Raw genomic sequence first — 15,273 nt, forward strand, 5'->3', positions numbered from 1 at the left:
ATTGATCGGCAAACGCGCTTGGACCGGAGCTGCGTTTGCCTGCATAATCGGGGGACGGCAGCACGTCTGAACCCGAGGTCGCATCCCATGACGACAGCGCAGAAAGAAGCCCACCGCGTGGTCATCGTCGGCGCCGGTTTCGGCGGCCTGGAAACCGTCTTTGGCCTCGCCGGCGCGCCGGTCCAGATCACGCTGGTGGACCGGCGCAACCATCATTTGTTCCAGCCGCTGCTTTATCAGGTCGCGACCGCGTCGCTGGCGACATCGGAGATCGCCTGGCCGATCCGCTACCTCGTGCGCGCACGTCCGGATGTGACGACATTGTTCGCCAATGTGACGGGTGTCGACGCCGGGCAAAAGCGCGTGCTGCTCGACGACGGCGACGCCCTGCCCTACGACACGCTGGTGCTCGCCACCGGCGCGCGCCATGCCTATTTCGGCCACGACGAATGGGAGCCGTTCGCGCCAGGCCTGAAGACGCTGGAGGACGCCACCACGCTGCGGCGGCGCATTCTGGTCGCGTTCGAGCGCGCCGAGCGCGAGACCGATCCGGCACGGCTCGCGGCGCTCTTGACCTTCGTCATCATCGGCGCGGGCCCGACCGGCGTCGAAATGGCGGGAACCATCGCCGACCTGGCCAAGGACACGCTGGCGCCGGATTTTCGCAACATCGACACCCGCAAGGCGCGGGTGGTGCTGGTCGAGGCGGGCCCGCGCGTGCTGGCCGGCTTTCCCGAGGATCTTTCCGCCTACGCGCAGCGCTCGCTGGAGGAGATCGGCGTCGAGGTGGTGCTGGGACAGCCCGTCACCGAATGCTCGGCCGACGGCGTCATGTTCGGCGGCAACTGGCTCGACGCCAAAACCATCATCTGGGCCGCCGGCGTGCGCGCCTCGCCCGCTGCCGAATGGCTGGGCGTGCCGGCCGATCGCGCCGGACGCCTGGAGGTGCTGCCTGATCTGACCGTCCCCGGCCATCCCGACATTTTTGCCGTCGGCGATACCGTGGTGATCGCCGATGCGAACGGGAAGCCAGTGCCCGGTATCGCGCCGGCCGCCAAGCAGCAGGGACGCTATGTGGCCGCGCTGATCAACGCCCGCCTGAACGGCCGCACGCTGCCGCCATTCCGCTACAAGCATGCCGGCAGCCTGGCGCAGATCGGCAAGCGCAAGGCGGTAATCGATTTCGGCCGCATCAAGCTGCGCGGCAATCTCGCCTGGTGGATCTGGGGCATCGCCCACATCTACTTCCTGATCGGGCTGCGCAACCGCCTGTCCGTGGCGCTGAGCTGGCTCTGGATTCACGCCCGCGACCAGCGCGCTGCGCGGCTGATCACGCAAGGCAGCAGCAAGGTGGTGTGGTGATCGCGCTGGCGCGACCGCTCTGATGCACCCGAAGCGATGCAATCGTGCTCTTGGCCATCCTTCGAGACGCCGCTTCGCGGCTCCTTCGGAATAAGCGCGAATGCGCTTATTCCTGAGATGAGGACCTGAATTCCTCATGGTGAGGAGCGCGGCGTGCCGCGCGTCTCGAACCACGAGGCCAATGACCGTTCAGCGGGCCTTCACTTCACCAGCGAACATCCGCCATCCGCGATCGGGCGAAACGCCTGGTCGGCAGGAATGGTCGAAACCAGTTTGTAATAGTCATACGGATATTTCGATTCCTCCGGCTTCTTCACCTCGAACAGGTACATCGGGTGGATGACGCGGCCGTCCTGGCGGATGGTGACGTCGCCGAACAGTTTATCCTTGCCCTTGAACTTCTTCATTTCGGGCACGACGTCCTTGGCCTGATCGCTGCCGACGGCAGCCACCGCATTCAGATAAGCGAGCGTGGAGGCATAGACGCCGGCCTGGTTGCCGCTCGGCATCTTGCCGTTCATGCCGGGCCGTGCCGCGAAGCGTTTTGCGAAGGCGCGGGTGTCGTCATCCATGTCCCAATAGAACGCCTCCAGCAGTTGCAGGCCCTGCGCGACCTTCAATCCCATGCCGTGGACGTCGTTGACGAACAGCAGGAACGCCACCATGGTCTGCCCGCTTTGCTGAATGCCGAACTCGGCGGCCTGTTTCACGGCGTTGATAGTGTCGCCGCCGGCATTGGCGAGCCCGATCACCTTGGCCTTGGAATTCTGCGCCTGCAGCAGGAACGAGGCGAAGTCGGAGGTGCCGAGCGGGTGCTTGCTCGATCCCAGCACCTTGCCGCCGTGCTTCTCGATATAGTTGGTGGCCTCGGCCTCGATGCCCTGGCCGAGCGCGTAGTTGACCGTGACGAAATACCAGTCCTTGCCGCCACGCGCCATCATCGCCGCCGCCGTGGTGTTGCCGGTGGCCCAGGCGTCGTTGACCCATTGGATGGTGTTCGGCGAACAGGCCTTGCCGGTGAGATCGGAACTTGCGGTCGACGACGCCAGGAACGTCATTCTGGTATCGCGCAACAGCGAATTGACGGTGAGGCCGACGGCCGAGTTAGGCACGTCGACGATGGCGTCGACGCCCTCGACGTCGAGCCATTTGCGCGCGATCGCCGAGCCGACATCGGCCTTGTTCTGGTGGTCGGCATAGACGATCTCGACCTTGATGTTCTTGCCGCCGCCGCTGAAATCTTCCGCCGCCATCCGCGCCGCTTCCACCGAACCCATGCCGTTGGTATCCTGGAAGATGCCGGAGATGTCGTTGAGCACGCCGACGCGGACCACATTGTCGGAAATTTCTGCACGCGCCGCGCCGAGGCAGGCCAGTGACGCCGCGCCCGACAGAGCCAGCGCCAGATACCGTCCAAAACTCTTCATGACTCTCTCCCTTTGGATTTTCGTCAGGCCGCCGTGAAGGTGACCGGAAGGCTGTCGAGCCCGCGCAGCGTGTTGTTGTAGCGGCGCTTCACCGGGCCCGTGATCTCGATGCCGGCGACCTTGCGCGCCAGCGCCGCCATCATGGTCTCGCCTTCCAGCCGCGCCACCAGCTGACCGACGCACATATGAATGCCCGAACCGTATCCGACATGGCCGCTGGTGCGGCGCGTGATGTCATAGCTGTCGGCGTTCTCCCAGCGGCGCGGATCGCGGTTGGCGGCGCCGAGGAACATCAGGACTTTTTCGCCCTCGCCGATCATGTAGCCGCCGATCTCGACCTCGCGCGTCGTGGTCCGGAAGAAGGTCTGCACCGGGCTCTCGAACCGCACCGCCTCCTCGAACGCGTTGCGCGCCAGCGTCGGATCCTGACGCAGCTTTGCGAACTGATCGGGATAGCGCGCCAGGCAATAGACCGCGGCGCCGATGCCGTAGACGGTGGTGTCGAGGCCGGCCGACAGCAGCGAGCGCACCAGCAGCGGCGCTTCAGCCGCCGTGATATTGCCGGAATCGACGTGGGCATGAATGCAGGCGCCGAAGCCGCCGGGCGCAAGGTTCTCGCGCTGGCACTGTTCCGCAACATAGGCCTGATGCGGCGCCGAGCGCTCGATCGCGTCCTGCCGCAGCTGGTTCGGCGGGCCGAAGGCGTTGAAGACGAGGCCGGCATAGGGCAGCAGATTCTCGCGCCCTTCCTGTTTCAGGCCGAGCGCGTCCGGAAAGATCGAGAGCGGATAGGCTTCCGCGAGATCCGCGATGGCGTCGAAGCTCTTGCGCTCCAGCAATTCGTCGACCTTGGCTTCGGCGGCGGCGGCAAAACGACCGCGAAGCTGCTTCAACGCGGTCGGTGACAGCACGTCGCTCAGCACCGCACGGGTGCGGGTATGCGCCGGCGGATCGGCCTCGAGGATGATGCTCGGCGGACGCCACGGCTTCTCTTTGGCGAAGTCGCTTAAGCCCACCCCGCGGCTCGAACAGAAGGTGGCCGGGTCGTTCAGCACGGCATGCACTTCGGCATGGCGCGCTACGCCATAGATCTTCCATTTATCGAGATAGACCAGCGGACCTGCTTCGCGCAGTTGTTGCTGGGCCGGATGGAGATCGTCAAAGAACGCAGTCGAAAACGGATCGATATCCAGATGGGGGACGCCGGCACCGCTGCCATCCGTTGTGGAAGAACCCGTTGCACTCATCGACACCTCCCGAAGTTTATCCTTGTCAGGCCCGACCCTACGTCTCTATTGCTCGGCTGGCATTTCGCAGCGATGATCTGAAAATGAGCCCCAGTCCCCTCCCAAGGAAGCCGCGCCGGCCAAAACCGGCGGAATTCGTCGCCGCCGATGACGGCCCTTTGCTCGATCTCGACCGCTACGTTCCGGCTTTCATCACCTTCATCGCCAACAAGCTGTCGAACAGCGCGACCGTATTCTATCAGCGCAATTTCGGCGTCAACATCACGGAATGGCGGATCATGTCGCTGCTCGCGATCGAGCCCGGCATTCCGGCCTCGCGCATCTGCAACGTCATCGGTTTCGACAAGGGGCCGGTCAGCCGCAACCTGTCGATGCTGCAGAAGCGCGGCCTGGTCGTGATCCGTACCGCGCCCGACGATGGCCGTACCCACGCGATCTCGCTGACCGCGCGGGGACGCGCAGTCCACGACAAGGTCTACGCTGCCGCGATCGAGCGCGAACGCAGGCTGTTGTCGTGCCTGAAGAAGGACGAACGCGAAGTCCTGATCGACATGTTGCGGCGTCTGCACGAGAATCTCGGCGCCGTAACCGGCCAAAGCTGATCGCAAATCCGCATTGCGCGCCAAGGCGCCAATCCTCTCGGACATCCGTCTCTCCCGGCGCCGCATGGCAGTTGAACTGCTCTGTCGATCGCTGCGCCCGGGTGAAGCTCTCATAAATTAGTTGCCGCAGCAACAAAATAGTCAAAGTCAGGTATTGTCCTTGCCGATCAACAATTTGGACCCTGCGCTTACTGCGTGGAGCCGATCCATTCGGCCGACGCGTCGTCATCCAGCACGGCCACCGCGCCGGCGCGCCGGGTCAGCACCGCGCGCTGGTTGATGTAGCCCTTGTCGGTGATCTCGCCGCCATCGACGGAAGCCGGCTCCGCCAGCAACAGCGCGCGCGTCGCATGACCGGACGAGTTGCCGCCTTGCGCCTTCAGCTTTGCGAGTCCCTGCGCGATGCCGGCGCGAACCTTGTCGTTACCGATCACGTCCTTGACGTCCGCACTGTCGGGCAGGCCGGCATGCGCGCGGCACGCCGCGATGTTCGGAAATACCAGGAAGCGGACTTCGTCGCCGCCATGGCCTGATACGACGATGTCCTGCGCCAGCGGCGCCAGTGCGGCGATGCCCGCAACACGCAGATGGCCGACATTGACCCAGGTGCCGGAATTGAGCTTGAAATCCTCCGCGACGCGGCCGTTGAAAAACAATCCGAGTTCGGGTCGCGCCGGATCGGCAAAGGTCACGGCGTCGCCGATCAGGTAAAAGCCCTCGGCGTCGAACGCCTGCGCAGTCAGTTCAGGCGCCTTCCAGTAGCCCGGTGTGACATTCGGCCCGCGCACCCGCACTTCGAGCTTGTCGCCTGACGGCACCAGCTTCAATTCGGTGCCGGGGATGGGCACGCCGATATTGCCGGAGCGTTTGGCCTGAAAATGACAATCGGTCGCCAGCGGCGAGGTTTCGGTCGAACCCCAGGCCGACACCATCGGCAACGCGCGGCCGATGGTCTGGATCGAAAGCGCTTCCAGCGCATCCCAGAGATTTTGCGGGAGTGCCGCGCCGGCATAGAAGGCGAACTTGACCTCGCCAAAGAAACGCCGGCGCAATTCGTCGTCGCCACGTAACGCCGCGATCAGCATGTCAAAACCGCGCGGCACGTTGAAATACACCGTCGGCATCACGCTGCGCAGATTGGCCAGCGAAGTCGCAAACAGTCCCGGCGCCGGCTTGCCGCCGTCGACATAGAGCGTGCCGCCATTGCGCAGCACCAGATTGAAATTGTGGTTGGCGCCGAAGGTGTGGCTCCAGGGCAGCCAGTCGAGGATCACGAGGTCGCTGATGTGATCGAGGAACGACCAGGTCTGCGCCTTGGCCTGCTGGCTCGAGGTCAGCATGCGCTGGGTGTTGATCACGGCCTTCGGCGTGCCGGTCGAGCCCGAAGTGAACAGGAATTTTGCGATCGTATCCGGTCTGATCGCGGCAAACGCTTTTGCGACACCGGGCGTTTCAGACGTCGACGCGACAGCACGGAACGAGATGGCGTTATCGTCGTCTGCGTCGCCGCTGACGATCGTAGCCGAATGCAGCGGCGCGATTGCCGCCAGCGCCGCCGCGAACGGTTTCGTGCTGGAGATGTAGATCGCGCCGGGACTGAGCAACGTGATCATACTCCCAAGCTTGTCGAAATCCCGCGACATCAGCGAATAAGCCGGCGAGATCGACGCCGAGGGCACGCCGACATGCTGGGTGGCAAGCGCGAACAGCGCGTGATCGACGCTGTTGTCGGACAGGATCACCAGCGGGCGCTGGGCATTCAGCCCTTGCACGAGAATCCACGCCGCGGCCGCGCGCACCTTCTTCAGGGCATCCTTGTAGGTGACGGTGTCCCACGGCGCATCGACGCTGGCGCGGTCGGCGAGAAAGATCCGGTCCGGCGTCTCCCGCGCCCAATGCTCCAGCCAGTCGCCGATGCATCGCGCGCTTTCGCGCAAGGGTACGGTCGATTTCAGAACAATACTGCCGTCGGCCCGGCGATCGGCAACGACCGACGGGGTTGCGAACAGCGTCTCGGAAGGATCGCGGCTGGTGGCGGCGGCTGACGTCATCGGTTTCCTCCGCTGCCTCTCTGTCGGAGGCAGGCGGTTCCCTCTACGCGAGAACCGCGCGGTCCGGCAACGTGTCATCGCGCCCGAAACATCGGTTGCCGGTTGAGGCTGGACCTGCCCAATTCTTAATCAGAGACGGCGCCTCCCATTGGCATGAGAGGCCTGCGGCATTTCGCAATAACTTATGTAAGCCTATGAATACGCGTGCCTATTTCTGTATCCCGGCGCGCGCCTATAATGTACACAATGGCACATCGCTTGCTTCGTTCGAGATGAATTAATCAGCCAACCCAAAGATGGGGCATCCCTTGACCGAAACCGTTGCTGCGATCGTCGCCGCCCACCGCGCCGGCACCATGACGCCGGCGCAAACCGTGGCGCGCAGCTATCAGCGTATCCGCGACTACAATGATCCCGCCGTGTTCATCAGCCTGCGCGACGAGAAGGCGGCCATCGCGGAAGCCGAGGCGCTGAGCGCGAAAGACGGAGGTGCGCTGCCGCTGCTCGGCGTCCCCGTGGCGGTGAAGGACAATATCGACGCACTGGGCTTAGCGACGACAGCGGCGTGCCCGGCTTTTTCCTATTCGCCGGCGCAGGACTCGACGGCGGTGGCGAGATTGCGCGCCGCCGGCGCCATCATCATCGGCAAGACCAATCTCGATCAGTTCGCCACCGGCCTCGTCGGCGTCCGCTCGCCCTACGGCATTCCCGTCAATCCAATCCGCGCCGACCTGGTCCCGGGCGGATCGAGTTCGGGATCGGGCGTCGCCGTGTCGGCCGGACTGGTGCCGCTGGCGCTCGGCACCGACACCGCGGGAAGCGGCCGCGTGCCGGCGATGCTCAACAACATCGTCGGATTGAAACCGAGCCTTGGGCTGATCTCGACCGCGGGCCTGGTGCCGGCCTGCCGGACGCTCGATTGCATCTCGATATTCTCGCTCACCGTCGACGACGCGATGACTGCACTTGCCGCGATGGCCGGCCCTGACGGCGCCGATCCGTTTTCGCGCAGCCGGCCGCTAGGCGAGATCTCGGCGTTTCCCGGCCAGCTCCGGCTCGGTGTGCCGCGCAAGGGTCAACTGATCTTCTTCGGCGATACCGCGTCGGAGAAAGCCTATGGCGAGGCGCTCGAACGCTGGACCTCGCTCGGCGCCACGCTGGTCGAATTCGACCTCGAACCGTTCTACGAGACCGCGCGGCTGCTCTACGAGGGACCATGGGTCGCCGAACGCTATCTGGTGATCCGCAATCTGCTGGCGTCGTCGCCGGACTCGATCCATCCGGTGACGCGCGAGATCACGGCTGCGGGCGCACGCCTGACCGCCGCCGACACATTTTCCTCGCTCTATCGCCTGCAGGGACTGCGGCGCATTGCCGAGCGTACCTTCGCCAATCTCGACGCCATCGTGCTGCCGACGGCGCCGACCGCCTACTCGACCGCGCAGGTGCTGGCCAATCCGATCGAGCTCAACAGCCGGCTCGGCACCTACACCAATTTCGTCAACCTGCTCGACCTCTGCGGCCTGGCCCTGCCGGCGGCGATGCGGCCCGACGGCATCCCCTTTGGCATCACGCTGCTGGCGCCGGCCGGGCATGACGCGCAGCTCGCCAGCATCGGCCGCGCGTTCCACGCCGACACCAAACTGAAAATGGGCGCCAAGGGTTTGACGCAGCCGCCGCTGGCGGCGCCGTCGACCAGCCTGGTCGGCGACGAGATCGCCATCGCCGTAGTCGGCGCGCATCTCTCCGGCATGGCGCTCAACGGCGAACTGCAGGCGCTCAACGGCCGCCTGCTGGAAGCCGCCACGACCGCGCCGGACTACAAGCTCTACGCGCTCGACACCACGCCGCCGAAGCCCGGCATGCTGCGCGTCAATGCCGGAACCGGAACGGCGATCAAGCTCGAGCTGTGGGCGCTGTCGGCAGCGGCGTTCGGAAAATTCGTCGCCGCGATCCCGCCGCCGATGTCGATCGGCACCCTCCGTCTGGCCGACGGCCGCGACGTGAAGGGTTTTATGGTCGAACCGATCGCCGCGGAAGGCGCGCGCGATATTTCCACGTTCGGCGGCTGGCGCGCCTTCGTGGCGGAGAAGGCGGCGGTTTAGCTACAACGACACCGCGTAAAGCTCGTACTCGCCGCGCACCAGTTCGATATGCGCGCGCATCGCGGCCGCGGCGCCGACCTTGTCGCCGCGCAGGATCGCGACCACGACGCGGTCGTGTTCGGCCTGCGATTTCGCCAGCCGGCCGAGATTGCGGAATTGGGCCCGGCGAAACGGCTGCACCCGCACCCGCGTCGCCAGCGTCATTTCGGCGATGTAGTCGTTCTGCGAACCGGCATAGATCGCGTTGTGAAAGCGCTCGTTGACTTCGTGAAAGCGCTCGGGATTGCCGGCATGGCTCAAGACCCGCAGCTCGTCGTGGATCGCCTCGAGTTTCTGGCGCTCCGCCGCCGTCATCCGTTCCGCGGCCAATCCCGCGCACAGGGCTTCCAGCTCCGCCATCGCCTCGAACATGCCGGTCAGGCGTTCGAGCGAAGGCTGCGCCACCACGGCGCCGCGATGCGCACGGGCCTCGACCAGGCCGCTCGCCACCAGCTGACGCAGCGCCTCGCGCACCGGGGTGCGCGACACGCCGAAGCGGCGCGCGATATCGGTCTCGTCGAGCGCCGAGCCCGGCGCCAGCACGCCGCGCACGATCTCGTCGGCGAGTTGCAGCCGCAATTCCTCCGCGCGCGTCACCTTGTCCGGCAGCGACGATGCCCGGTCGACGCGCCGAACCGGCGTCTCGGGCTCGGTGCCGGACGGTGGAACGCGCGTCGGAAGATCATCCAGACTCATGTCTATGATCCCGGTTCGTTGATGATGCTGACATGCGCCGCGACGATTCTCCAGCCCTCCGGGAAACGCACCCAGGTCTGCATTTGCCGGCCGACCTTGCCGGCCAGCGAATCGCGATAGAACAATGTCGAGGCCACGGCGGAGTCGCGGCCATAGGTGGAGATCACGGTCTTGTCGGTTTTGCGCATCAGCCCGACCGGCGAGCGCGCGGCGCGAAAACCGCGGATCGCCCCATAACCATAGAGATTTTCGGCAATGCCATAGCGCAGCGTGCGGGAATCGTCGCGGAACAATTCGTCGAGCACCGCGACGTCGTTCGATACCAGCGCCTTTTCATAGCGCTCGAATTGGGCGGTGACCTCGGCCAACACGTCGGGAAGATCGATATCCATCGCTAAATTCCCCTCGGCGCAGGTGCGGCAGCAACGCCCATTCTTTCCAATGCATGCGCGACGCGCAGCGCGACATCTTCGCGCCACGGTGCGGCGATGATCTGGACCCCGATCGGCATCGGCTGCAGCGGCACCGGCACCGCTACCACCGGCAGACCGATGAACGAAATCGGTTGGGTGTGGATGCCGATATTGGCCCGCACCGGCAGATCGACGCCGTCGAGATTGAACATCACCTGGCCGAGTTTCGGCGCAATGCAGGGCGTCGCGGGCGCGATAATCACGTCCACCGTCCTGAACAGCTCCAGTACCCGGGCGCGATACCAGCGGCGGAATTTCTGTGCGCGGTCGACGAGGGGCGCCGGCACCATGGCGCCGGCGATCAGGCGGTCGCGCACCGCGGGATCGAAATCGTTCGGCCGCTGGCGCAGGCGGTCGAGATGCAGGGACGCACCTTCCGTCGTGGAGATCACGTAAGCCGCGGCGCGGGCGCGGGCGGCCTCGGGAATTTCGACCGTGCTTGTGGCGTTCAGCGCTTTCGCCACGCGCGCCACGGCTTCCACCGCCTCGGGGAAAACGTTGTTCTGGAAATAGCCGCCGGCGATCGCGACCCGCAATCCCGAGATATCCTGCGCCAGCAGCGGCGCCACCGGCTCGACCGGCCGCGTCGTGCAGGCGGCATCGTCGGCGTCCGGCCCCTGCATCGCGTCGTAGGCCAGCGCGAGATCGCCTGTGCTGCGCGCGAACGGGCCGAGGTGATCGAAGCTGGCGACGAACGGAAACGAGCGCGCGCGCGACAGCCGGCCATAGGTCGGCTTCAGGCCGAAGATGCCGCAGAACGAGGATGGCACCCGGATCGAGCCGTTGGTATCGGAGCCCAACGCAATCGGCACCAGTCCGCCGCCGACCGAACTGCCGGAGCCGCCGGAGGAGCCGCCGCTCATCCGGGTTGGATCGTGCGGATTGCGCGACGGACCGTCATGAATGTTTTCGCCGGTGAAGTCGTAGGCGTATTCGCCCATGTTGAGCGCGCCGACCAGCACCGCGCCCTGCGCCTCCATTCGCTCAATCAGCGTGGCGTCGCGCGACGATGGCGCAAGATCACGATTGATCTTAGATCCGGCGCGGGTTGGAAGACCCTTCACATCGAACAGGTTCTTCACCGCGAACGGCACGCCTGCGAGTGGGCCAACCTTTTGTCCGGCGGCGATCGCCGCATCGACCGCGCGAGCCTTGGCGCGAGCACGATCGGCGGTGACGTCGGTGAACGAATTCAGCACGCCGTCATGCCTGGCGATCCGCGCCAATGCGGCTTCGGTCGCTTCAAGCGCGGAAACTTTTCGGCCGGCCACCGCTTGCGCAATCGCCCCGGCTGACATCCCGTCGGTATTCACGGTCATGGCGCGGTCAGGCTGTATAGACACAGGCCGGCTCGGTTTCATCGGGCAACGCGAATTCATCGACCAGCCGCGCCAGCCTCAGCGATACTTCGAGATTTGCCCGCACGGCAGGTCGCCAGGCCTCTTCGACCGGCAGCGCCAGCGCCTTCGAAACGGCGTCGATGTAGTCGTCCAGGTGGTCAGCAGCCATTTCACTCCCAATCAACTTCTTAGTGCACCGGCAACGGCGGATGTGGGATCGCCGTCAGCAACTCCTTTGTATAGGCATCCTGCGGATTACCCAAGACCTGGTCGGACGTTCCCTGCTCGACGATCCGTCCCGCCCGCATCACGATGACACGATCGCACAATAGACGGACCACATTCAGATCGTGCGACACGAACAAATAGCTCATCCCCATCGAGGCCTTGAGGTCCTGCAGCAGGTTGAGCACCACGGCCTGCACGGAAACGTCGAGCGCCGCCGTCGGCTCGTCGAGGATCACGAGCTTGGGATGCAGCGCAATGGCGCGCGCGATGCCGACGCGGGCCTTCTGGCCGCCGGATAATTGATGCGGAAAGCGATCCAGCAGGTTGACCGGCAGGCCGACCAGGCCGGCGAGTTCCTCGCAGCGGGTCCGTAGCGCGTCGCCGCCCTTGATGTCGCCCATCTGCATGATCGGATCGGCGATGGCGCGGGCCGCGGTAAAGCGCGGGTTGAGGCTGTCGGTCGGATCCTGGAACACCATCTGGATGCTCTTGCGCAGCGGCGTCCGCGCAAAGCTGTTGGGAAGCATCCCGCCGATTTCGTCGCCGTCGAACAGGATGCGGCCCGAGGTCTGGTCCAGCAGCCGCATAACCATCATCGACGTCGTGGATTTGCCGCAGCCGGATTCGCCAACCAGCCCGACGCTCTCGCCATGGCCGACGGAAAAGCTGATGCCGTCGACCGCGCGAAACACTTCGGCTTCCACCGGAGGCCTGCGGCCGAACAGTTTGCCGAGCGTGGCGGTGGCGCCCTGGCGCGGATATTCCTTCACCAGCTTCTCGACCAGCAGCAACGGTTTGGCGGCGGCATCCGGCGTCGGTGCCGGCGCGAGCGTCGGCAGCGCCGCCGCCTCTTCCTCCGGCAGCAGATCGCGCAAGGAGACGCCGAGCCGCGGCGTCGCGCGCATCAGCTTCTTGGTATAGGCATGCGCCGGGTTGGCGAAGATGTCAGATGACTTCGCGGTCTCGACCACCCTTCCCTTCTCCATGACGATGACGCGGTCGCAATAGGCAGCGGCGAGGCCGAGATCGTGGGTGATCAGGATGGTCGACATGTTCCGCCGCTTGGTCAGCTCGACGATCAGGTCCATCACCGCCTTCTGCGTGGTGACGTCGAGGCCGGTGGTCGGCTCGTCCGCGATCAGGAGCTGCGGATTGCAGGCCAGCGCCAGCGCGATGACGACGCGCTGGCACATGCCGCCGGAGAGTTCGAACGGATAGGCGTGGTAGCGCTCGCGCGGGCGCGCGATCTTGACCTGTTCCAGCGCCTCGATCGCCTTCTCGCCGCGGTCGGTCACCGTCGACTGCTGCACATGCTGGCGCAGCACGTCCTCGATCTGGTCGCCGACTTTGCGGATCGGATTCAGCGCCGCGCGCGGATTCTGGAAGATCATCGAAATTTCGCGGCCGCGCAGGTCGCGCATCTGGTCTTCGGTCGCAGTCTTGACGTCGATGCCTGAAAATACCACCGAGCCCTCGGCGATCTTGCCGGCGCGGTCGAGAATGCGCATCACGGCGTAGGACGTCACCGATTTTCCGGAGCCGGATTCGCCGACGATGCCGAGCGTCTCGCCCTTGGAGACGGAGATATTGACGTGCTGCACGGCTTTGACGATGCCGCGCCTGGTCGCGAATTCGACCGTGAGGTCGTTGACGTCGAGCAACGGCTGCGCGGTCATGACGAAATCCTCCGCCCAACCAGCCCGTCATCCAAAAAACCGCAAAACAACCCCATGCAAAGTAGACCCGAGGTAAAATAACACCATATCTGGGCTGTCATCAGGTCCTCCGCTGCGGATCGACGATGTCGCGCAGTCCGTCGCCAAGCAGATTGAAGCAAAACACCGCAATCATCAGCGCCAGGCCCGGGAATAACGCGATCCACCATTCACCCGACACCATGAAGCCGGCGCCTTCCGCGACCATGATGCCCCATTCCGCGGTCGGCGGCCGGACGCCGAGGCCGATGAACGACAGACCGGCGGCATTGAGGATCGCATAGCCCATGGTCAGTGACATCTGCACGATCATGATCGGCATGATGTTGGGCAGGATGTGGACCAGCAGAATCCGGAACTCGCCATTGCCGGACAGCCGCGCCGCCTGCACGAAGCCGGCGTTGCGCCGGACATTGGCCTCGGCGCGGGCGACGCGGGCATAGAGCGGAAAGTTGACGATCGCGGTCGCGATGATGATGTTCTGCACGGTGTTGCCGAGGGCTGCGACGATGCCCATCGCCAGCACGAACAGCGGAAACGCCATGATGGTGTCGGCGATCCGGCCGACAATGCGATCGGTCCAGCCGCCGAAATAGCCGGCGGCGATGCCGGCAAGGCCGCCCATCAGGAACACCAGCACCACCGACGCCACCGCGATGAAGGTATCGAGCCTGGTCGCAACGATGACGCGGCTGAAGATATCGCGGCCCAACTGATCGGTGCCGAACCAGTGCGCCGCCGACGGCGGCTTCAGCGCCGCCACGGTGTCGCTGGCGAGCGGATCGTAGAGCACCACCCAAGGGCCGAAGATCGCCGCAAACAGAATCACGACCAACAGTCCGAATGCAAAGCCTGTGACCTTGTTCTCCCCGAGCACATAGCGGGTGTGTTCGAAGACCGCCAAAAATCCCGACGTACGCGCGGGACCGGCGGGTTCAACGGCAGGCGCAACGGTGCTCATGCTTACCCCTTACCCTTCAAGACGAACCCTGGGATCGATGACGCCATAGAGAATGTCGATGATCAGATTGAGCAGCACGTACATGACCGCCATGGTCAGCACGAAACCCTGCACCGGCGCGAAGTCCGACGAGATCAGCGCTTCGACCGCGTAGGAGCCGATCCCGGGCCAGGCGAACACCTTCTCCACCAGCACGTTGGCGCCGAGCAGGAACGAGAACACCATGCTGAGCGTGGTGATGACCGGCAGCATGGCATTGCGAAACGCGTAGGTGACGATCACGGTCGCCGGCGACAGCCCGCTGGCGCGCGCGGTGCGGACGAAGTCGGACGCCAGCACCGCCAGCATCGAGGCCCGCGTCATGCGTGCGATCGGCGCCAGCGAGAAGATCGCCAGCGTCATCGCCGGCAGGATCAACTGACTGAGCGCGGAGCGGAAGGTTTCGAAATCGCGCGCGATCAGGGCATCGATCAGATAGAAGCCGGTAACGGCGTTCGGCGCGCTGTAGAACACGTCGAGCCGCCCGAGCGGCGCCGGCGACCATCCGAGCCTGAAATAGAACACATAGACCAGCACCAAACCCGTAAAGAACACCGGCAGCGACACGCCGGCCGTCGTCGTGATCCGGCAGAGATGGTCGATCCACGACCCGGGCCGGTTGGCGGCCAGCACGCCAAGTGGGATCGCGATCGCGATCGAAACGATCAGGCCTAGCAGCGTCAGCTCCGCCGACGCCGGCAGCCGGTTTTTGATTTCGGTCGCGACCGGCTGGCCAGTGGTCAGCGAATTGCCGAAATCGCCATGCGCGAGATCGTTGGTGTAACGGAAGAACTGTTCGATCAGCGGCTTGTCGAGGCCGAGCTTCTTGCGGATCTGCTCGACCGCTTCCTTGCCCGCCGCTGGACCCGCGAAATACGCCGCGGGGTCGCCCGGCAACGCGCGCGTCAGCAGAAAGGTCACGATCACGACCCCGATCAGCGACGGGATCGCAAATAGCAGCCGCTTGCCGATCATGGTCAGCATGGCG

General features: G+C 64.9%; 13 protein-coding genes. 3 read left to right on the forward strand and 10 right to left on the reverse strand.

The genetic code is table 11. From position 1 onward, the window contains the following. Window positions 1-87 precede the first annotated feature (87 nt). Window positions 88-1,362, forward strand: a complete 1,275-nt coding sequence (locus BLR13_RS15410) for an NAD(P)/FAD-dependent oxidoreductase (RefSeq protein WP_074822396.1) — start codon at window positions 88-90, stop codon at window positions 1,360-1,362. Window positions 1,363-1,562: 200 nt separating this feature from the next. On the opposite strand, the gene BLR13_RS15415 is transcribed toward BLR13_RS15410, so the two are convergent. Both BLR13_RS15415 and BLR13_RS15420 read right to left on the reverse strand, forming a co-directional pair. Further along, entirely contained in the window at window positions 1,563-2,789 is a 1,227-nt protein-coding gene (locus tag BLR13_RS15415; RefSeq protein WP_074822394.1) for an ABC transporter substrate-binding protein, read from the reverse strand. A 23-nt stretch (window positions 2,790-2,812) separates the two neighbouring features. Continuing rightward, window positions 2,813-4,036 carry a cytochrome P450 gene (locus BLR13_RS15420; protein WP_074822391.1) on the reverse strand — a complete coding sequence of 408 codons (1,224 nt, stop codon included), beginning with the start codon at window positions 4,034-4,036 and terminating at the stop codon, window positions 2,813-2,815. Between the two features lie 83 nt (window positions 4,037-4,119). Here BLR13_RS15420 and BLR13_RS15425 point away from each other — a divergent pair, with 83 nt between their 5' ends. Next, window positions 4,120-4,638, forward strand: coding sequence for a MarR family winged helix-turn-helix transcriptional regulator (locus BLR13_RS15425; RefSeq protein WP_074822388.1), 519 nt, complete (start codon window positions 4,120-4,122; stop codon window positions 4,636-4,638). A gap of 188 nt (window positions 4,639-4,826) precedes the next feature. Here the strand turns inward: BLR13_RS15425 and BLR13_RS15430 are convergent, their stop codons facing one another. Further along, window positions 4,827-6,689 (reverse strand): feruloyl-CoA synthase, encoded by a 1,863-nt coding sequence (locus BLR13_RS15430; RefSeq protein WP_074822385.1) that lies wholly within the window; start codon window positions 6,687-6,689, stop codon window positions 4,827-4,829. 296 nt (window positions 6,690-6,985) lie between these two features. Between BLR13_RS15430 and atzF the strand changes: the two genes are divergently transcribed. After that, window positions 6,986-8,794, forward strand: a complete 1,809-nt coding sequence (gene atzF / locus BLR13_RS15435; RefSeq protein WP_074822382.1) for an allophanate hydrolase — start codon at window positions 6,986-6,988, stop codon at window positions 8,792-8,794. On the opposite strand, the gene BLR13_RS15440 is transcribed toward atzF, so the two are convergent. The 7 genes from BLR13_RS15440 to BLR13_RS15470 all read right to left on the reverse strand — a co-directional run bounded on the left by BLR13_RS15440 (window position 8,795) and on the right by BLR13_RS15470 (window position 15,269). After that, the gene (locus tag BLR13_RS15440; RefSeq protein ID WP_074822379.1) at window positions 8,795-9,529 is read right to left on the reverse strand and encodes a GntR family transcriptional regulator; all 735 of its coding nucleotides are present in this window, start codon (window positions 9,527-9,529) and stop codon (window positions 8,795-8,797) included. A 2-nt stretch (window positions 9,530-9,531) separates the two neighbouring features. Next, on the reverse strand, window positions 9,532-9,921 hold the full coding sequence (hpxZ, locus tag BLR13_RS15445) for an oxalurate catabolism protein HpxZ (protein ID WP_074822377.1): 390 nt from the start codon (window positions 9,919-9,921) through the stop codon (window positions 9,532-9,534). Between the two features lie 2 nt (window positions 9,922-9,923). Then, window positions 9,924-11,300 carry an AtzE family amidohydrolase gene (locus tag BLR13_RS15450; protein WP_074822373.1) on the reverse strand — a complete coding sequence of 459 codons (1,377 nt, stop codon included), beginning with the start codon at window positions 11,298-11,300 and terminating at the stop codon, window positions 9,924-9,926. Window positions 11,301-11,328: 28 nt separating this feature from the next. Next, window positions 11,329-11,511 (reverse strand): DUF4089 domain-containing protein, encoded by a 183-nt coding sequence (locus BLR13_RS15455; RefSeq protein WP_074822370.1) that lies wholly within the window; start codon window positions 11,509-11,511, stop codon window positions 11,329-11,331. A gap of 19 nt (window positions 11,512-11,530) precedes the next feature. After that, the gene (locus tag BLR13_RS15460) at window positions 11,531-13,246 is read right to left on the reverse strand and encodes a dipeptide ABC transporter ATP-binding protein (protein ID WP_074822367.1); all 1,716 of its coding nucleotides are present in this window, start codon (window positions 13,244-13,246) and stop codon (window positions 11,531-11,533) included. A 100-nt stretch (window positions 13,247-13,346) separates the two neighbouring features. Then, the gene (locus BLR13_RS15465) at window positions 13,347-14,246 is read right to left on the reverse strand and encodes an ABC transporter permease (RefSeq protein WP_074822365.1); all 900 of its coding nucleotides are present in this window, start codon (window positions 14,244-14,246) and stop codon (window positions 13,347-13,349) included. Window positions 14,247-14,255: 9 nt separating this feature from the next. Continuing rightward, a complete protein-coding gene (locus BLR13_RS15470) occupies window positions 14,256-15,269 on the reverse strand; it encodes an ABC transporter permease (protein ID WP_074822363.1) in 1,014 nt (337 codons plus the stop codon). Between the last annotated feature and the right edge of the window lie 4 nt (window positions 15,270-15,273).

Source organism: Bradyrhizobium ottawaense, assembly GCF_900099825.1.
Taxonomy (GTDB): domain Bacteria; phylum Pseudomonadota; class Alphaproteobacteria; order Rhizobiales; family Xanthobacteraceae; genus Bradyrhizobium; species Bradyrhizobium ottawaense_A.